This is a genomic window from Pseudomonas sp. BP6 (genome assembly GCF_017875935.1).
Taxonomy (GTDB): Bacteria; Pseudomonadota; Gammaproteobacteria; order Pseudomonadales; family Pseudomonadaceae; genus Aquipseudomonas; species Aquipseudomonas putida_Y.
Genome location: NZ_JAGINI010000001.1, coordinates 3,926,605 through 3,945,887, shown reverse-complemented (window position 1 = coordinate 3,945,887; position 19,283 = coordinate 3,926,605). Strand labels below are relative to the sequence as shown.

At 59.5% G+C, this 19,283-nt stretch carries 14 protein-coding genes; 7 read left to right on the top strand and 7 right to left on the bottom strand.

Going from position 1 to position 19,283, the window contains the following annotated elements:
- Positions 1 to 11: 11 nt before the first annotated feature.
- Together J3A98_RS17920 and J3A98_RS17915 are read right to left on the bottom strand one after the other, a co-directional pair.
- Positions 12 to 1,799, bottom strand: coding sequence for a ThiF family adenylyltransferase (locus J3A98_RS17920; protein WP_182408366.1), 1,788 nt, complete (start codon positions 1,797 to 1,799; stop codon positions 12 to 14).
- Positions 1,783 to 3,036 (bottom strand): nucleotidyltransferase, encoded by a 1,254-nt coding sequence (locus J3A98_RS17915; protein WP_182408365.1) that lies wholly within the window; start codon positions 3,034 to 3,036, stop codon positions 1,783 to 1,785. Before J3A98_RS17915 ends, J3A98_RS17920 begins: the two co-directional genes overlap by 17 nt.
- 1,318 nt (positions 3,037 to 4,354) lie before the next feature.
- Here J3A98_RS17915 and J3A98_RS17910 point away from each other — a divergent pair.
- The gene (locus tag J3A98_RS17910) at positions 4,355 to 4,633 is read left to right on the top strand and encodes a helix-turn-helix transcriptional regulator (RefSeq protein WP_082421369.1); all 279 of its coding nucleotides are present in this window, start codon (positions 4,355 to 4,357) and stop codon (positions 4,631 to 4,633) included.
- A gap of 145 nt (positions 4,634 to 4,778) precedes the next feature.
- Here the strand turns inward: J3A98_RS17910 and J3A98_RS17905 are convergent, their stop codons facing one another.
- The 3 genes from J3A98_RS17905 to J3A98_RS17900 all read right to left on the bottom strand — a co-directional run bounded on the left by J3A98_RS17905 (position 4,779) and on the right by J3A98_RS17900 (position 9,622).
- Entirely contained in the window at positions 4,779 to 6,029 is a 1,251-nt protein-coding gene (locus J3A98_RS17905; RefSeq protein ID WP_060498595.1) for a ribonucleotide-diphosphate reductase subunit beta, read from the bottom strand.
- A gap of 442 nt (positions 6,030 to 6,471) precedes the next feature.
- Positions 6,472 to 6,603, bottom strand: a complete 132-nt coding sequence (locus J3A98_RS27120; protein WP_276208953.1) for a hypothetical protein — start codon at positions 6,601 to 6,603, stop codon at positions 6,472 to 6,474.
- A gap of 139 nt (positions 6,604 to 6,742) precedes the next feature.
- Positions 6,743 to 9,622 carry a ribonucleoside-diphosphate reductase subunit alpha gene (locus J3A98_RS17900; RefSeq protein WP_176685118.1) on the bottom strand — a complete coding sequence of 960 codons (2,880 nt, stop codon included), beginning with the start codon at positions 9,620 to 9,622 and terminating at the stop codon, positions 6,743 to 6,745.
- A 928-nt stretch (positions 9,623 to 10,550) separates the two neighbouring features.
- Here J3A98_RS17900 and J3A98_RS17895 point away from each other — a divergent pair.
- Entirely contained in the window at positions 10,551 to 11,249 is a 699-nt protein-coding gene (locus J3A98_RS17895) for a response regulator transcription factor (protein ID WP_176685117.1), read from the top strand.
- A complete protein-coding gene (locus J3A98_RS17890) occupies positions 11,246 to 12,853 on the top strand; it encodes an ATP-binding protein (RefSeq protein ID WP_209967606.1) in 1,608 nt (535 codons plus the stop codon). Before J3A98_RS17895 ends, J3A98_RS17890 begins: the two co-directional genes overlap by 4 nt.
- Before the next feature lie 3 nt (positions 12,854 to 12,856).
- On the opposite strand, the gene J3A98_RS17885 is transcribed toward J3A98_RS17890, so the two are convergent.
- Both J3A98_RS17885 and J3A98_RS17880 read right to left on the bottom strand, forming a co-directional pair.
- The gene (locus tag J3A98_RS17885; RefSeq protein WP_176685115.1) at positions 12,857 to 13,558 is read right to left on the bottom strand and encodes a 4'-phosphopantetheinyl transferase superfamily protein; all 702 of its coding nucleotides are present in this window, start codon (positions 13,556 to 13,558) and stop codon (positions 12,857 to 12,859) included.
- A 244-nt stretch (positions 13,559 to 13,802) separates the two neighbouring features.
- Entirely contained in the window at positions 13,803 to 14,594 is a 792-nt protein-coding gene (locus J3A98_RS17880; protein WP_021783309.1) for a dienelactone hydrolase family protein, read from the bottom strand.
- Between the two features lie 129 nt (positions 14,595 to 14,723).
- Between J3A98_RS17880 and J3A98_RS17875 the strand changes: the two genes are divergently transcribed.
- The 4 genes from J3A98_RS17875 to J3A98_RS17860 all read left to right on the top strand — a co-directional run bounded on the left by J3A98_RS17875 (position 14,724) and on the right by J3A98_RS17860 (position 19,264).
- Positions 14,724 to 15,329 carry an outer membrane beta-barrel protein gene (locus J3A98_RS17875; RefSeq protein ID WP_010952338.1) on the top strand — a complete coding sequence of 202 codons (606 nt, stop codon included), beginning with the start codon at positions 14,724 to 14,726 and terminating at the stop codon, positions 15,327 to 15,329.
- Between the two features lie 241 nt (positions 15,330 to 15,570).
- Positions 15,571 to 16,248 carry a response regulator gene (locus J3A98_RS17870; RefSeq protein ID WP_176685113.1) on the top strand — a complete coding sequence of 226 codons (678 nt, stop codon included), beginning with the start codon at positions 15,571 to 15,573 and terminating at the stop codon, positions 16,246 to 16,248.
- Positions 16,245 to 17,591 carry an ATP-binding protein gene (locus J3A98_RS17865; RefSeq protein WP_176685112.1) on the top strand — a complete coding sequence of 449 codons (1,347 nt, stop codon included), beginning with the start codon at positions 16,245 to 16,247 and terminating at the stop codon, positions 17,589 to 17,591. Before J3A98_RS17870 ends, J3A98_RS17865 begins: the two co-directional genes overlap by 4 nt.
- A gap of 350 nt (positions 17,592 to 17,941) precedes the next feature.
- Positions 17,942 to 19,264 (top strand): dicarboxylate/amino acid:cation symporter, encoded by a 1,323-nt coding sequence (locus J3A98_RS17860; protein WP_021783312.1) that lies wholly within the window; start codon positions 17,942 to 17,944, stop codon positions 19,262 to 19,264.
- The last annotated feature ends 19 nt before the right edge of the window (positions 19,265 to 19,283 follow it).

The following is a 19,283-nucleotide window of genomic DNA, read 5'->3' as shown; positions in this document are numbered from 1 at the left end:
CGCTATAGCACTCACTGCTTACCACTCTCCGCATCTGGCCAATCACGTTCAAGCACGATGTGTTGGACTCCATCTGCTAAGGGTGGCCCGCTGTAAGTGCCGTCATGAGTAGGAATGTCCTGAGGTCGATAGATACTTGTGGTCCACATAGGTTTGGTGATCTGCCCGGTAAGACCCCGCAATGCTACTTGGGTAACCATCGACGCCACGTTGGCCATGCCTGAGGCGCCTCCAGGGATGAAGGTTTGGCCACACGCCGGCAGTGGAACCACCCCGCCACCGTTCGGCCACTCGGTGTACTTGAAGTTGAAATTACCAGTGTCATCGAACAAGGGGCGTCCATCATGCTGCCCCTGTGGCGCTAAGAGCGCATGCCCAACAAATGAGTGAGGCTCACTCCACGCTTGCAGGAGATTCCAGCCTGCGGTTTGCGCTTTGCGGAACCACAGGGCTACCTCCGATGACCAGTCTGCAGTGGTGACAAGCACCATGTCTGCATTGTCGAAAATTTCCGGCATCTTGAGCAGCATGAGCTCAGCGAAGTCCATGAAGGCCGTGACCTTAACGGTAGGCAGATCATGCGTAATCTTTTCGGCAAGAGCAGTCGCTTTTGACTGAGCGAGATCGTCGGCCCCTAGTACATGACGTCCCAGATTCGCAGACTCTAGGATGTCAGGGTCGATGAGGACGAGCTCTCCCACGCCCGAGCGGGCCAGTTGTAAGGCAACAGTGCTCCCCAGCGAGCCAACGCCGACCATTACTACTTTGGACTTTTCCAGGCTCTTGGCGGTACCGCTGAGGTCGCGGGAAAGAATGTCATCCCGATCTAACACATTGAGGATGGCGCCCCTCACCAGAACAGGCGAGTGGGATGGCTGATTCTTGCCTGACCATCGCCGAGCTGAGCGAAAGCCATACCAGCGGCCATGGTCTGGTTGTTTACTGTAAGAACGGACATCTAGGCAATACAGAGGCGCTCCTGTGGGGCCGGGTAACTCAAGTACAAGCCACCGATTGGCCAGTGAGCCCTTTCCGGAGAACCAGGCCAGGAATTGCTTGCTATCGTCTGGGCTGAGGTGCGGTGTCAGCCATTCCAGCAAGCGATCAGGAGTTGGACATTGGATATCGGGGTAGGTCAGCAACTTCAGATAGAAGCCTGCGACAGCTGGTGCTTTGATTTTCGCGCTTAACCCAAGCGTACGGTTGATATGCGTTCTGAGTAATTGCACATCCGGTGCAAGCCAGGCGGTACGGGTGCGTCGGCCAGGGCGAGGGTCGCTGGTTGCAAACAGTTCTGATGCCGCCTTAGGCCTCTCCAGCAGCAAGACATCTTGAGGAGAAATATCAAGCTGCATGTTCCAATACGAGGTAAATTCTTTTTCGAATTCAGTGTCACGCAATGCAGGATCTGCATCTGCTCGAACAAACTCAAGAATTGCCCCAAGCCGTACGAGGCAGTCCTGTACCACTGTTTCCGGATCTCCCGTAATTGGCCTTTCGCGGAAACCGTGCAGACAGAGCCCGGATCTAGTGGCATGCGGCCATGCGAGCCAGGGGGACGGCTCGACTTGGATCCTCAGCGAGACCAATGGAAACTGGTTTGGAAACGCTATGCGCAACTGCCTTTCAATGCCGGTGTAGTCGGGTGGGAGAGGCAACAGAAAGCTGGCGGCTTCGCCTTGTTTCCGATCTGTGGTTCTAAGGATCGTAGTCGCAACTTCCTCGCCTATAAATGCGCGAAGCGCGGCGATGCCACGCTCCACGGCCGGGGATAGGTTGGGCTTAACCGAGGCGTTCAACTGGTTTCACATTCGTTTGTGGAGTGGCGTGGCTCGAGCTGCCAAAGATTGCAGTGGCGGCTAAGATGTTTTTGGTAGTCCCAACTTTTCGACCAGCCATCGTCCAGTGCCCCGGAATTTCGTTGTTGACCTCTGTAATCACACTCTGGCCGATCCCGAAGCTTCGCCTCATGACGTTGGCGAATGAGTCAGCGCTGTCGTGGGACTGCAGGCCAAGCATAAAGGCAACCAATGCACTCGCATGCCAATTGTCAAAGGCTTGGCAGTATTTGTGTCCTTCGTCAGGCCTATTCCATTTCTCCGCGAAGTTTTCACCGGGATCTCGAGGGTTCACCACATAGTACTTCCCAGCAAAGACTTTGATCTCCTCAGGTATTTTTTCCACAATCTTGAGGATCGCATCGATCGGGGTCAGTGGAGTGTGATGTGACTCTTTTACCACCTTGAGGTAGGCATGAGTTGCCAAGGTGGTGATCACGGCAGAAATAGGGCGGTAATCCTCATTTCGCGTTTCAATTGCCCATTCATCGCGGTGCCGTTTAAGCAGTTTGATGGTGGCTCGCAAAGGATCGAGCTTGTCGTACTCCTGATACGAGGGAAGGGGCTCTTGTGTGGCAGAGTCCATGGCTCGACTCTCATTGGCCACAAAGCTCTTGAGGAGCTCCAGCGAGATTTTTTGCTCCGAAGCGCTATGTAGCCAGTCGGCATACGGGATTGGGCTACTGGCCTTCCAGCCTGTGACACGGTCAGGTACTTCAAGTTTTCCTTGACCGTTACTCTCATTATTCCCCTGCACCGCACGCGCAGGTGTGATGTCAATGTGGAATCCAGGGTTTTCGTCTGCGTACTCGATACGGATTCCTCGGCGCAGCTGGACAATATCCGATTGCACTCGGCTGCCTTCACGGAAGCGCTGTTCTATAGCTGCTAGAACCGTGTCGGCATCTGCATCCCCGGCATTGGGTAGCCAGACGATGGCATCAGCATCGATCGTGCCGAGATCTTTGGGGGCATCTTTGACTGGATTGATCGTCGTCTTAAGGCGCATTGAACCCTGAGGGAAGATATGCGCACCCTCAAGCAAAGGGTCTTTGGAGGCCGAGAGGATACTCTGCAGCTGTGAGTAGCGATCCTCAATCACCTTGTATTGGCTGGCAGTCAAAGAGATGCTGCTAGCAGCGCGCAGAAGTAGGCGTTCCCAGCTACTGCGCCTGGTTGATTCATCTTTTGTAATCATGGTCGAGTCTCGTCAGAAGTGTGGCCCAAGGTCATAAGGCGTTGGAATGGTCTAATAGCTCCATTCTTTCGCGTGTATAACGCATATGCTTCCTGCTGCTCCGGCGCTGCCAGAACCAATCTCTTTAGATGTACCGGCAATGAAGATGGTAGGGTTGCAGGTTGTAAATTTTTAGCTGATAAATAATGCGCGCGGCCGTAGGATGAAATCCCTAAGGGGTGCTCACAGAAGTGCGCGGTGAAAGTTGTCCAAGACTAGAGCTTGCACCGTTTTTTTTGCTGCCGAATTGACGGCGATTTTTTGACATCGATTTGCTGAATGTTTGATCCTCACCGCACAGGCAGAAGAGCGGGTGTGGATATTCTATCTAGACCAGATTTGATCATGGATCCAATTGGAAGTCAAAGAAGATAATCTTTGATGAATCGTTTCATCTAATTTTGCTTTTGAAGCAAAACATAGTGTTTTCAATTCGTAACTTGTAACTGAGTTTTAGGGGGGTGGTGCGACTTAATATGTCGCACCCGGATTGCCTGCTTGATCTGCTTAATGCTGTTTAAGTGATTCTCATGTTGAAAAAAACTCAACGGCCTAGTGGGGAGAGCGTGGCCCGTGCGCGAGCAAAATTAGCGCGAGGTCTGAAAATGATTTCAAGCATTGTACGTTTTAGCATTGGACAACGCTTTTGCTAGCGAGTGGCTGCAGCTTGTTAATTTTTTCTTGCGTTGTCGAGCGTCTTGCGCGCGCTTTGTATACTGTTTTTAATGCTGGTTGACCTTGGTTTCTACGCTTTCCGTACACACGATCCTCATAATAGGTTTCGTCAATCGTGTGGTAGATGATCGAGTTTGGTACCTCGTTATCATCGAAGCCTACCTCAAGTTTGGCGAGTGCCTCGGTGCGCCATTTCCTAGACCGGTTAGCATGAGGAGGGGTTGATATAATAATTTGTACAATTCGTATTTGCTCATCCCGTTGACAGCATTCCAGAAAATCCAGGAGCGCCCGCGGGGTCGCCAGCAATATTACGCCGAAGGTGAGCTTGGGGTCCCCTTGTTGCTTAGTATGAACCTGGAAGAATGTTTCGCTAGTATCAACTCTAGGCCAACTCTTGTGGCTGGGGTCGACCTTGCCTATAAGAGTGATGACCTCTTCCTGGGGATCTGAAACAAACACGGCTTGAAACCTCAATCGAAACGGAGACGGAGTGGGTCGTACTGATTATTTAGGAGTACAACGAATTTTCTCATATATGCTGTATGCAGCATAGCGTTTGAGTCCACATCAGGGCTTTATCGTTCCTTTTGTGGGTAACAAGATGGAACGCAAGTTGGCGTTTGGCTCCGCGCTTAAGGAGGTGCGGGTACGAAAGGAGATCGCACAAGAGCAGCTGGGGGCGAGCCAATCCTTCGTTTCCACAATTGAGCGTGGCATTCGCAGTCCAACGATCGAAAAAATGGAAGAATTTGCGGAGCGACTAGGAGTGAATCCTGCGACCCTGATTGTCTTGATGCAGGTCGGTCAGGAGGGCGATGTGGACGAGCTTCTGGCAAAAATCCGGGATGAAATCAGAGCGCTGAAGCGGGTAGGGGTTTAGCCGTTCTTCGGCTTATACGAAAAAGCCACCTTGGCCTTTGCGGTTCAGGTGGCTTTTTTCATTTCATGCGCTTATTTGGTGCGAGAATTCGGAAAATTTGAAATTTGTTCGGTTCTCGCTGAAAAATAAGGCTCAGCGCGGACGATCAGTCCCAGCTCAACGCCCCACCCGTCTGATACTCAATCACACGCGTCTCAAAGAAGTTCTTCTCCTTCTTCAAGTCCATGATCTCGCTCATCCATGGGAACGGGTTGGTAGTCCCTGGATACTCTTCCTTCAGGCCGATCTGTGTCAGGCGACGGTTGGCGATGAACTTGAGGTAGTCCTCCATCATCGCCGCGTTCATGCCCAGCACGCCGCGTGGCATGGTGTCGCGGGCGTATTCGATCTCCAGCTGGGTCCCTTGCAGGATCATCTGGGTCGCTTCTTCCTTCATCGCCGCATCCCACAGGTGCGGGTTCTCGATCTTGATCTGGTTGATCACGTCGATACCGAAGTTCAGGTGCATCGACTCGTCACGCAGGATGTACTGGAACTGCTCGGCAACGCCAGTCATCTTGTTGCGGCGGCCCATGGACAGGATCTGGGTGAAGCCGCAGTAGAAGAAGATGCCTTCCAGGACGCAGTAGTAGGCGATCAGGTTGCGCAGCAGCTCTTTGTCGGTTTCGACGGTGCCGGTGTTGAATTCCGGGTCGGAGATGGCGCGGGTGTACTTCAGGCCCCAGGCGGCTTTTTTAGCGACCGACGGGATCTCGTGGTACATGTTGAAGATCTCGCCTTCATCCATGCCCAGCGACTCGATGCAGTACTGGTAGGCGTGGGTGTGGATCGCCTCTTCGAAGGCCTGGCGCAGGATGTACTGGCGGCACTCCGGGTTGGTGATCAGGCGGTACACGGCCAGGGCCAGGTTGTTGGCAACCAGCGAGTCGGCGGTGGAGAAGAAACCGAGGTTGCGCATGACGATGCGGCGCTCGTCTTCGGTCAGGCCGTCCTGGCTTTTCCACAGGGCGATGTCGGCGGTCATGTTGACCTCTTGCGGCATCCAGTGGTTGGCGCAGCCGTCCAGGTACTTCTGCCAGGCCCAGTCGTACTTGAACGGTACCAGCTGGTTGAGGTCGGCGCGGCAGTTGATCATGCGCTTTTCATCCACTGCAACGCGGGCCGAGGAGCCTTCCAGCTCGGCCAGGCCTTCGGCAACGTCGAGGGCGTCGAGGGCAGCCTTGGCACGTTTGACGGCTTCGGAGTCAGAAGCGGTGGCCGCACGGGCCTCCAGGGCGGCGGCACCACCGGCGCTGTCGAGCTTGTCGAGGGTGGCGGTGGCAGCGGCCTGCGCAGGGGTGTTGCCTTTGGCGGCTACTTCGCCGTCTTCTTTGTCGAATTCGTCCCAGCTCAGCATGGTTTGGCTCCTGCTTGAGGGTCGCCCAGAGGCAACCGGTTGGATTTTAAGAATGTGATGCCTGACGCAAGGCCGTAATGGCGAATGGGCAGCTCGAGAGGCTGACTCTCGTTTACATCTGAATGTGTTCTGGCTTGTACCTGGCCAGGCCTCTGGGAGGGGCCAGGACAATTGAATAGGTGCTCTTTTCAGAGGGCGCAAAGTATACCGGAAATCACCTTCGATCGGGGGGCGCGTGTTGCCGGCGAGGGTAACTTTTTCGACCGGTTTGGCATGCGTCGGTTCACGAAATAGGTGGCTTCTTCTACCGGGGGAGAGTGTAGCGCCAACCTATATGTTGTGCCAGTTTAAATTTTAAGGCACATCATATGGTGTTTTGATGAGGGCTGCGTTGTCGGAACCGGCCTCACCGCGGGCTTGCCGGCGATGAGGCCAGCTACCACTAGCTGCGGTGGGTGTGCAGCGTTTCGACAATGTGTGTCTTGGGGTGCTTGCGTGCCTGTTCGACCGAGGTGAAACGGCCGGTTTCGGCGTTGCGACCAATCTTGCGAGATGCCAGTTTTTTCCGCGCCATGGGTTTACATCCTGTTTTGAGAGGTCCTGTTCTTTTACCGAGCTGCGTGAACAGTGGGCAAAGGGCAAGGTTTCTCTGAGGCGCGGATACAAAAATGCCGCGCGGGGCACCGTTGGGCACCCCGCGCGGCATTCAGGCCTTACTGGCAGGCTTCGCAGTCAGGCTCGTCGATCGCGCAGGCCTTTGGCACTGGCGCAGGGCCGGCTGCCTGGACCGGGGCGCTGTCGCCACCGCTGGAAACGGCGTTGAGCTTGCCGGTGTTGATGGTCGACTTCTCTGTGCTGGTCGCGGCCAGGGCACGGAGGTAGTAGGTGGTTTTCAGGCCACGGTACCAGGCCATGCGGTAGGTCACGTCCAGCTTCTTGCCCGATGCACCGGCGATGTACAGGTTCAGCGACTGCGCCTGGTCGATCCACTTCTGGCGACGGGAAGCCGCGTCGACAATCCACTTGGTCTCGACTTCGAACGCAGTGGCGTAAAGGTCTTTCAGCTCTTGCGGGATACGCTCGATCTGCTGTACCGAACCGTCGTAGTACTTCAGGTCGTTGATCATGACCGAGTCCCACAGGTCGCGAGCCTTGAGGTCGCGAACCAGGTACGGGTTGATCACGGTGAATTCGCCCGACAGGTTCGACTTCACGTACAGGTTCTGGTAGGTAGGCTCGATCGACTGCGATACGCCGGTGATGTTGGCGATGGTCGCGGTTGGTGCGATGGCCATGATGTTCGAGTTACGAATACCTTTCTGTACGCGGGCACGTACCGGCGCCCAGTCCAGGGTTTCTTCCAGGTTGACGTCGATGTACTTCTGGCCACGGGCCTCGATCAGGATCTGTTGCGAATCCAGCGGCAGAATGCCCTTGGACCACAGCGAACCCTGGAAGGTCTCGTAGGCGCCGCGTTCATCGGCCAGGTCGCAGGAAGCCTGGATGGCGTAGTAGCTGACCGCTTCCATCGACTTGTCGGCAAATTCGACGGCAGCATCGGAGCCGTAAGGAATGTGCTGCAGGTACAGCGCATCCTGGAAGCCCATGATGCCCAGGCCGACCGGACGGTGCTTGAAGTTCGAGTTACGCGCTTGCGGCACCGAGTAGTAGTTGATGTCGATCACGTTGTCGAGCATGCGCACGGCGGTGTTCACGGTGCGTTGCAGCTTGGCGGTGTCCAGCTTGCCGTCGACGATGTGGTTCGGCAGGTTGATCGAGCCCAGGTTGCAGACCGCGATCTCGTCCTTGTTGGTGTTCAGGGTGATCTCGGTGCACAGGTTCGAGCTGTGGACCACGCCCACGTGTTGCTGCGGCGAACGCAGGTTGCACGGGTCTTTGAAGGTCAGCCATGGGTGGCCGGTCTCGAACAGCATCGACAGCATCTTGCGCCACAGGTCTTTGGCCTGGACGGTCTTGAATACCTTGATCTTGTTGTACTCGGTCAGGGCTTCGTAGTACTCGTAGCGCTCTTCGAAGGCCTTGCCGGTCAGGTCGTGCAGGTCTGGCACTTCCGAAGGCGAGAACAGGGTCCACTTGCCGTCATCGAAGACACGCTTCATGAACAGGTCAGGAATCCAGTTGGCGGTGTTCATGTCGTGGGTACGACGGCGGTCATCACCGGTGTTCTTGCGCAGCTCGATGAACTCTTCGATGTCCAGGTGCCAGGTTTCCAGGTACGCACACACGGCGCCTTTGCGCTTGCCGCCCTGGTTGACCGCAACGGCGGTGTCGTTGACCACTTTCAGGAACGGTACGACGCCCTGCGACTTGCCGTTGGTGCCCTTGATGTACGAGCCCAGTGCGCGCACAGGGGTCCAGTCGTTGCCCAGGCCACCGGCGAATTTCGACAGCATGGCGTTGTCGTGGATCGCGTGGTAGATGCCCGACAGGTCGTCCGGCACGGTGGTCAGGTAGCAGCTGGACAGCTGCGGGCGCAGGGTACCGGCGTTGAACAGGGTCGGGGTCGAGGCCATGTAGTCGAACGACGACAACAGGTTGTAGAACTCGATCGCACGGGCTTCCTTGTCTTTTTCTTCCAGCGCCAGGCCCATGGCCACACGCATGAAGAACACCTGCGGCAGCTCGAAGCGCACGCCATCCTTGTGGATGAAGTAGCGGTCGTACAGGGTCTGCAGGCCCAGGTAGGTGAACTGCTGGTCGCGCTCGTGGTTGATCGCCTTGCCCAGTTTTTCCAGGTCGAAGTCGGCCATGGCCGGGTTCAGCAGCTCGAACTCGATACCTTTGGCGACATAGGCCGGCAGGGCCTTGGCGTACAGGTCAGCCATCTCGTGGTGGGTGGCGCTGTCAGCTACATTCAGGAAGCCCAGGCCTTCGGCGCGCAGGGTGTCCATCAGCAGGCGGGCGGTAACGAACGAGTAGTTCGGCTCGCGCTCCACCAAGGTACGGGCGGTCATCACCAGGGCGGTGTTGACGTCCTTGATGGCCACGCCGTCGTACAGGTTCTTCAGGGTTTCGCGCTGGATCAGGTCGCCATCGACTTCGGCCAGGCCTTCGCAGGCTTCGCTGATGATGGTGTTCAGGCGGGCCATGTCGAGCGGCGCCAGGCTGCCGTCAGCCAGGGTGATGCGGATGCTCGGGTGCGGTTCGACCACGGCGTCGGTGTTGGCGCGGGTGGCACGCTCCTTGGCGCGCTGGTCACGGTAGATCACGTAGTCGCGGGCGACTTTCTGCTCGCCGGCGCGCATCAGGGCCAGTTCGACCTGGTCCTGGATTTCTTCGATGTGGATGGTGCCACCCGATGGCATGCGACGCTTGAACGTGGCGGTAACCTGCTCGGTCAGGCGCGCGACGGTGTCGTGGATGCGCGACGAAGCGGCGGCGGTACCGCCTTCAACTGCGAGGAACGCCTTGGTGATGGCCACGGTGATCTTGTCGTCGGTGTAAGGGACGACAGTGCCGTTGCGCTTGATCACGCGCAGTTGGCCAGGGGCGGTGGCAGCCAGATCCTGGTTGGAATCGGCGGCCTGCGGCACCTTGGCCTGCGGGTTCTCGCGAGTTGTGTCGGTTTGCATGGGTGGGTGTCTCCACAATTTCTATTTTGTTCAGGCGCCCTAGGGGCGCCCACCGTTCCGTCCACTTGCTCGATGGCCCTGCGGGGATGCGCAAAGCATGCGCATCCGCCCGCACGGGCGTACCGACTTCGGGACAGACTCAGGAATAAGGGGCAATGGCTTGCCGCTCCCTGGCCGAAGTCAAAGGTTCTGGGCGGGGCCCAAAATCTGTTGCTGATGGATGCCAGGCCTGGCCTGCAACACCCATGCCCGAACAAGGCCCTGGAAGGGCTTGCCTCGGTCGCCTCCGCAGGAGCGGTTTGGTTGCTGAAATCACTTCAAGTTCCGCCCGGAAAATCGCTTGATTTTGCGGGTTGACTTTTGTGTGTGATTTTGCACGAAACCCTATATCTAGTGGTTCACTGCGATCGGGATACAAGATAATGCGGTATTGGGGGCTTTGCAAGGCGAGCGCCTGTGGATAACGTGTGCGTACTTTGTGAGTGAATGGTGGGTATTCGCTGTAGGCCTTGTGCCAAGTGGTTTGCAGTATTTTTCTGCAACGTGACGCCCTTGGGCAGTTTTTTTCGGGCGCGAACCCTATCACAAAAAACGGTTCAGTCGAGGGGGCGGTAGGGGCATGCCTGAAGATCCTGGTTCCCCCGCGCGCGGTCACCTGTAGGAGCGGGTTTACCCGCGAAAGGGCCGAGCCTGCTGGCCAATCTCCACCTGCCGTTCACCGTTGCCCCCGCCACCGTATTCGCGGGTAAACCCGCTCCTACACATTGATCGGTGGTGGGCACACATCGGGGGTTGGACACAGGCCGTAGTAGCGAGCGTCGCTCGCGATGCGCCGCGCGGGTGGCGCTCGATCTCGCAGGCCCCACCCATCTACAGTCATACTCTCAGCTGCCCTGACACGATCCCAAGAACAAACAAGGCCAAAGTCATGGACCAAACCCTACCCCGCATCCTCATTGTCGAAGACGACCAGCGCCTGGCCGAGCTGACCGCCGAGTACTTGCAGGCCAACGGCTTCGAGGTCAGCGTGGAGGGTGATGGTGCCCGCGCCGCCCGGCGCATCATCGACAGCCAGCCCGACCTGGTCATCCTCGACCTGATGCTGCCCGGCGAGGACGGCCTGAGCATCTGCCGCCGGGTGCGTAGCCAGTATCAGGGGCCGATCCTCATGCTCACCGCGCGCAGCGATGAACTCGACCAGGTTCAGGGCCTGGACCTGGGCGCCGACGACTACGTCTGCAAACCCGTACGCCCACGCCTGCTGCTGGCACGTATCCAGGCCCTGTTGCGCCGCAGCGAAACCGTGGACAGCAAGCGCCAGGACCTGGCCTTCGGTGCGCTGCGTATCGACAACCGCCTGCGCGAGGCGCACCTGGGCGAGCAGTTGATCGAGCTGACCGGCGCCGAATTCGACCTGCTCTGGCTGTTGGCCAGCAACGCTGGGCGGGTGCTGTCCCGTGAACAGATCTTCACCGCACTGCGTGGCGTGGGCTACGACGGCCAGGACCGCTCCATCGACATCCGCATCTCGAAAATCCGCCCCAAGATCGGCGATGACCCGCTTCAGCCGCGGTTGATCAAGACCCTGCGCAGTAAAGGCTACCTGTTCGTCGGCGAGGCACCATGAACAATTCGATCTTTCTGCGCATCTACGGCGGCATGCTGGCCGTGCTGGTGCTGGTGGCCCTGCTTGGCGTGCTCAGCCTGCACCTGGTCAATGAAGTGCGCGCTGCTCAGCACCGCGAGGGTCTGGCCCAAGGCACCTTCAGCCTGATGGCCGACAACCTGGCAGTGCAGAATGAAACCCAACGCAAGCGTTCGCTGCTGATCTGGGAGCGCCTGCTTGGCGTGCCGTTGGCGCTGCAGCCGATGAGCGCACGCAGCCTTGACGGCGGCCAGCGGGCGCGCCTGTACCGTGGCCTGGTGGTGGTCGAGAGGATTGGCCCGCATGCGGCGCAAGTGCTGCGCAAGGTGGGCCAGGAAGACCTGATGCTGGTCGCGCAGATCAAACAGATCAGCGAGCAACTGGCGCGGGCCACCCTCTATTTACTGGCCGACGAGCTGGTGCGCTACCCGGTAACCGAACAGCAGCAACGCCTGGCACAGATCAAGCAGGAAAAAGGCTTCGGCTTTGGCGTCGCCTTGCAACGTATCGAGCGGGTCGGCCTGGACGATGACCAGCGGCGCCGGGTGGAGGAGGGGGACACGGTGATGGCGCTGGGCAAGGATGGTGACTCGATCCGTGTGTTCGCCGGGCTGACGGGCTCGCCATGGGTACTGGAAATCGGCCCGCTGTACCAGCTCAACCCTTATCCGCCGCAGTTGCTGATCCTGATTGCCTTCCTGGGGCTGTGCCTGATCGGCCTGGTGGTCTACCTGCTGGTGCGTCAGTTGGAGCGTCGTGTGTCAGGCCTGGAGATTGCTGCCACGCGCATCGCCCAGGGCAGCCTGGACACCCGCGTGCCGGCCGGCGACGCCGACTCGGTAGGGCGCCTGGCTGCTGCCTTCAATGGCATGGCCGAGCACCTGCAGCGTTCGCTGACCATGCAGCGCGAGCTGGTGCGAGCGGTGTCCCACGAGCTGCGCACGCCGGTGGCGCGCCTGCGCTTTGGCCTGGAGATGATCGAAAGCGCCACGAATGAACAGATGCGTGCAAAGCACCTGGCGGGCATGGACGGGGATATCCAGGACCTCGACAAGTTGGTCGACGAGATGCTGACCTACGCCCGCCTGGAGCAGGGCGCACCGGCCTTGAAGTTCCAGCGGGTCGATCTGGATGCCTTGCTCGATCGGGTGATCGAAGAGCTGGCACCTTTGCGTGCCGAGGTGCGGGTGGTGCGCGGCGACTGCCAGGGTGCGGATACCGAAGGCGCCTGGGTCGAGGCCGAGCCGCGCTACTTGCACCGGGCCCTGCAGAACCTTGTCGGCAATGCCATGCGCCATGCCGAGTCCGAGGTACGCCTTAGCTTTCAGTTGGGGCAGCAACGCTGCCGCATCGATGTGGAAGATGACGGCCCCGGGATACCCGAAGGGGTCTGGGATCGCATTTTCACACCGTTCACCCGCCTCGATGACAGCCGTACCCGTGCTTCGGGCGGGCATGGCCTGGGTTTGTCGATCGTACGGCGGATCATCTACTGGCACGCGGGTCGGGCTACGGTGGGGCGCAGTGCCGCGTTGGGTGGAGCCTGCTTCAGCCTGACCTGGCCGCGGCAGCAGGCACCGCTGTAAAGGTCAGACGCTGACCAGACTCAGCAGGTGGCCGTCCTGCAGGCAGAACTGGCCTTGCAGCTCTGCGCCGTGTCGCCACTGCGGCGACAGGTCGGCAAGCAGGCGCAGGCGCGCCAGGCCTTCGCTGGACCAGTCCAGCACTTCGGCGTGCTCGAAGTAGAAGCGCTGACGGGTCAACGGGTAAAGGGTCTTGAACAGGCTTTCCTTCAGCGAAAAGGTCAAGGTAACGGTCAGGCCGAGCTGACGGCGGTCCAGGCGTTCGAGCTCTGCCGGGATAAGGATTTCACCCATCAGCCGCTCGGCGCGTTCGTCATCCAGCAAGGCTTCCTGATCCAGGCCCAGGCCTTGGCAGCTGTTTTCGTCGGCAACCACCGCGGCGGCCCAGCCCTTGCCGTGTGTGATCGAGCCATGAATACCGGCGGGCCAGATGGGCGAGCGGTCCTCATGGGTGCCGGGGACGTAGTCGCGACCGTCCAGGCGCTGCAGCGCGGCACGGGCACATACGCGACCGGCCAGGTACTCGGCCTGGCGCTTGGCCACCGAGCGCAGCAGGCTGGCACTGGGCAGTACGCCAGCGCGCTGGAAGTCGTCGGTTGCCAGGTGGGCAGGGTCGAAGGCGCAACTGACCAGCACCGCGCCGGGCAATGGGTGGGGCAGGGGCCAGTGGTGCTGGAGCGGGGCGCAGCAGGCGGGAAGTGTGTTCATGGCGGCTATTGTGCCAGCTGTGCAGGCGCTAAGGGAGGTGGCGTGGCAGGATGACTTACCGCAGCCATGAAAACATGGCGCAGATCACAGCGTGATCCGTGTGGGAGCGGGTTTACCCGCGAAGAATACACCGCGGTGGATGGCACGGGCTTCGCCCGTGTTCGCGGGCAAGCCCGCTCCCACAATCGCGCCAGCTTTTAGAAATTGAGCAAGACAGTTGCTGCTACAACGATTGCACAATCTTTTATTTGAACACCTTCTTGAAGAACGCCTGCATATCCGCCCAGGAACGCTCGTCCGCTGCCTTGTTATAGCCAATGTCCGGCCCCCCATGCTCACCATGGCTCAGCCGATCGGCATCGGGGTTGGTGAAGCCGTGCTTGGCCCCTTCAATGTTGACGAACTGGTAGTTGACCTTGGCCGCATCCATTTCCGCCTTGAACGCGTCCACCTGCTGTTGGGTGACCATGCTGTCCGCAGCGCCATGTTCAACCAGGATGTCCGCGCGCACTACGCCAGGCTTGGCCGGCGTTTTGGTGGACAACGCGCCATGGAAACTCACCACGCCGTCCAGTTTCTCTCCACGACGTGCGGCATCGAGCACCACCTTACCGCCAAAACAGTAGCCGACAGCGCCCAGTTGATGCTTGTTCACATTCGGCTGCTTTTTCAACAGGTCCAGGCCCGCGTCGAAGCGCGCTGCGGCTGCGGCCGGATCCTTCATCGCTTCGGCCATGAATGCCTGGGCATCCTGCGGGTGCTCGGTGTGCTTGCCATCGCCATACATGTCGATGGCCAGCGCTTTGTAGCCCAGGGCGGCAAGATCTCTCGCGCGGCGCTTGGCATAGTCGTTCAGGCCCCACCATTCATGCACCACAACGATGCCTGGGCGTTTGCCGTCCAGCGCATCATCGTAGGCGTAGTAGCCGACGAGGCGGTTGCCATCGTCGTCCTGATAAGGAATTTCACGGGTCACTACCGCCGCTTGGGCGAGGGCGGCGCTGCACATCAGGGTCAGGGCCAGCAGGGCTCGCATGTTCACTACTCCTTGTTTTGCTGTCGGTTCGTTCAGCCGGGGTTCAGCCAGGGTTCAGTCGCGGTTCAGGGTGCCCTGATTACTCTAGCTTCCAGACCGAAACAGCGCACCCAACTGGAGTATCCAGCCATGAAAACCTTCAATACCCTGCTTGCCGCCATGGCCGTCTGTGCCGCTGGCATTACCACCGCCCAGGCCGCGGACGACAACTTCGCCAGCCTCACCTACGGCCAGACCAGCGACAAAGTCCGCAAGTCCGGCCTGCTGCAACGCAACACCGACCACCTCAATGCCGACGGTATTATCGGCAAGGACGATACCTGGGGTGTGCGTCTGGGCAAGATCAACGACCAGGGCCGCTACTACATGACCTATGACAATGTCTCGGGCGACCACAGCGGCCTGAAGTTGCGCCAGGAAAACCTGCTGGGCAGCTACGATTTGTTCCTGCCGGTGGGCGATACCACCAAGCTTTTCGGTGGGGGCAGCCTGGGTGTGACCAAGCTCACCCAGGACTCGCCCGGTGCCAGCCGGGATACTGACTACGGTTATGCCTACGGCCTGCAGGCCGGTGTGATCCAGGACATCACCGACAAGGCCTCGGTCGAACTGGGCTACCGTTACCTGCGCACCAATGCCGCGACCGAGGTGGGCGCACATGGCGGGCCGAAGGACGGCACCCTGCGTCTGACCAGCAGCGCCCAGACCTACCTGGCTGCTTCATACAAGTTCTGACGGACGAGCCGCGTTATCCTGTACTGGCCTCTTCGCGGGCACGCCCGCTCCCACAGGTGCTGCACAAACCTCAGAAACCGTGCAGTGCCTTTGGCTTCACAGGTACTGCGCAAACCTCAGAAACCGTGCAGTGCCTTTGGCTTCACAGGTGCTGCACAAGTTTCAGAAGCTGTGCGATTGCTGTGGGAGCGGGCGTGCCCGGGAAAGGGCCGGTACAGGCAATACACATAAGGAGCTGCACATGAAACTGCTGGTGGTCGAGGACGAAGCCCTGCTTCGTCATCACCTCTACACCCGCCTGGGCGAAAGCGGCCATGTGGTCGAGGCGGTCGCTGACGCCGAAGAGGCGCTGTACCAGGCCGAGCAGTACCATTTCGACCTTGCCATCATCGACCTGGGCCTGCCCGGTATCAGCGGCCTGGAGCTGATCACACGCTTGCGCAGCCAGGACAAGACCTTCCCCATTCTTATCCTCACGGCCCGTGGCAACTGGCAAGACAAGGTCGAGGGCCTGGCCGCCGGTGCCGACGACTACCTGGTCAAGCCGTTTCAGTTCGAGGAGCTTGAAGCTCGGCTCAATGCCCTGTTGCGCCGCTCCAGTGGTTTCACCCAGTCGACCATCGCCGCTGGCCCCTTGGTGCTTGACCTCAACCGCAAGCAGGCCACCCTGGACGAACAAGCCCTTGCCCTCACTGCCTACGAATACCGCATCCTCGAATACCTCATGCGCCATCACCAGCAGGTGGTGGCCAAGGATCGCCTGATGGAGCAGTTGTATCCAGGTGACGAAGAGCGTGACCCCAATGTCATCGAAGTGCTGGTTGGCCGTCTGCGCCGCAAGCTTGAAGGCGAGCACGGTTTCAAGCCCATCGACACGGTGCGCGGCCTGGGCTACCTGTTCACTGAGCGCTGCCGATGATCCGTTCGCTGCGGGTGCGCCTGATGCTGGCCGCCGCAGTGCTGGCGCTGCTGTTCATGCTGGCGCTGCTGCCGGCTTTGCAGAAGGCCTTCAGCCTGGCTCTGCAGGAATCGATCGAGCAGCGTCTGGCCTCTGATGTGACCACGCTGATTTCCGCTGCGCGTATCGAGCATGGCCAGTTGCAGATGCCGACACTGCTGCCGGACGAGCGCTACAACCTGCCCTACACAGGCCTGCTCGGCTATATCTTTGACCGCGACGGCAAACTGGTCTGGCAGTCGCGTGCCACCGCCGAGCGGCACATCAACTACCGGCCGCGCTATGACGGGCGCGGCAACGAGTTTGCCCGCATTCACCAGTCCGATGGCGAAGAGTTCTTCGTGTACGACGTCGAGATTAAACTGCTGGGCGGGCAGAGCGCCGCCTACAGCATTGTCGCCCTGCAGCCCGTGAGCGAGTACAAGGCCACCCTCAATGGCCTGCGCGAAAAACTCTACCTGGGGTTCGGCGCTGCATTGCTGGCGCTCATGGTGTTGTTGTGGGCAGGCCTGACCTGGGGGCTGCGCTCGTTGCGACGCCTCAGCCACGAACTGGATGAAGTGGAATCAGGTGCGCGTGACGGCCTGAGCGGCGAGCACCCACGCGAGTTGCTGCGCCTGACCCGCTCGCTCAACCGTCTGTTGCGCAGTGAGCGTGAGCAGCGCACGCGCTACCGTGATTCGCTGGACGACCTGGCACACAGCCTGAAGACGCCGCTGGCGGTGTTGCAGGGTGTGGGTGAAAGCTTGCAGCAACGCAGCGGCGAGCGCGAACAGGCGCGGGTGCTGCAAAGCCAGATCGAGCGCATGAGCCAGCAGATCGACTATCAACTGCAACGCGCCAGCCTGCGCAAGAGTGGCCTGGTGCGCCACAGCGTACTGCTGCGGCCGTTGCTCGACAGCCTGTGCAGCACCTTGGCCAAGGTGTACCGGGACAAACGTGTGAACGTGGTGCTGGAGTTGCCGGATGCGGCGCAGGTACCGATGGAGCAGGGCGCGTTGCTGGAAATGCTCGGCAACCTGCTGGAGAACGCCTACCGGCTGAGCCTGGGCCAAGTGCGGGTGAGCCTGATGAAGGCGCCGGGGTATCTGACCTTGTGCATCGAGGACGATGGGCCGGGGGTGCCCGCCGACCAGCGCGAGCGCATTCTGGAGCGCGGGGAGCGGCTGGACAGCCAGCACCCGGGGCAGGGCATAGGCTTGGCGGTGGTCAAGGATATCGTTGACAGCTATGACGCCGAGCTGAGCCTTGGCGATTCTCCGCTGGGGGGCGCCGCGTTCAGAATCACCTTCAACCTGGATTGACTCGCAGCCTGTGCCGGCCCATCCGCATGTAAATCCGCGAATGGGCCGGCACAGGCAATCCATAATGGGCGGATTTCCGCCATTCCTCCCTGTACAAATTCCGCCACCGGGCGGAAATCCGCCAATCCGTCCCGGGAATATCGCCCTGTCGTTGGGCATTTATCCCTAGCAAATACGGGCTTTGCACCCTTCATGGGCATTTTGGCACCACCCTTGCTATTGATCCTCGCAGAGGCCTGCCCAGGCAGCTCGAACACAACGACAAATCCCTCCAAGTGCAGGAGGGTTAGCGATTCAGGTGCCCCATTACCCTGGAAAGGGTGAACCGGCACACTTGAGGAAAATTAGCCATGACGACACGTCAGCCGCTGTACAAATCCCTGTATGTTCAGGTGTTGGTCGCCATCACCATCGGCATCCTGCTCGGCCACTACTACCCGGAAACGGGCGTTGCCCTCAAACCCTTGGGTGACGGCTTCGTCAAACTGATCAAGATGGTCATCGCCCCGATCATCTTCTGTACCGTGGTCAGCGGCATTGCCGGCATGCAGAGCATGAAGTCGGTCGGCAAAACCGGCGGCTACGCGTTGCTGTACTTTGAAATCGTCTCCACCATCGCGCTGATCATTGGCCTCGTCGTCGTCAACGTGGTCAAGCCAGGCGCTGGCATGCACATCGACGTCAGCACCCTGAACGCCAGTAGCGTGGCTGCCTACGCCGCCGCCGGCTCGCAGCAGACTACCGTCGGTTTCCTGCTTAACGTCATCCCCAATACGGTCGTCGGCGCCTTCGCCAACGGCGACATCCTGCAAGTGCTGATGTTCTCGGTGCTGTTCGGTTTCGCCCTGCACCGCCTGGGCAGCTACGGCAAGCCGGTGCTGGACCTGATCGACCGCTTCGCCCATGTCATGTTCAACATCATCAACATGATCATGAAGCTGGCCCCGGTCGGCGCGTTTGGCGCCATGGCCTTCACCATCGGCCAGTACGGTGTTGGCTCGCTGGTGCAACTGGGCTATCTGATGGCCTGCTTCTACATCACCTGCCTGCTGTTCGTACTGGTGGTGCTGGGCGGTATCTGCCGTGCCCACGGCTTCAGCGTGCTCAAGCTGATCCGCTACATCCGTGAAGAACTGCTGATCGTGCTGGGTACTTCGTCCTCGGAGTCGGCCCTGCCGCGCATGCTGGCCAAGATGGAGCGCCTGGGTGCCAAGAAATCGGTAGTCGGCCTGGTTATCCCTACCGGCTACTCGTTCAACCTGGACGGTACCTCGATCTACCTGACCATGGCTGCGGTGTTCATCGCTCAGGCCACTGACACCACCATGGACATCACTCACCAGATCACCCTGCTGCTGGTACTGCTGGTGGCTTCCAAGGGTGCTGCCGGCGTTACCGGTTCGGGCTTCATCGTGCTGGCCGCGACCCTGTCGGCTGTTGGCCACCTGCCGGTTGCCGGCCTGGCGCTGATCCTCGGCATCGACCGCTTCATGTCCGAAGCCCGCGCCCTGACCAACCTGGTGGGCAACGCCGTTGCCACCGTGGTGGTGGCCAAGTGGGTCAAGGAAATGGACGACGACAAGCTGGCTTCGGAATTGGCCTCCGGTGGTGCGCCGTTGATCGATACCCGCCCGACCGACGATCTGGGCGTGGCTGAAGGCCCGGCTCGTTGATAGCTAGTTGAAATGAGAA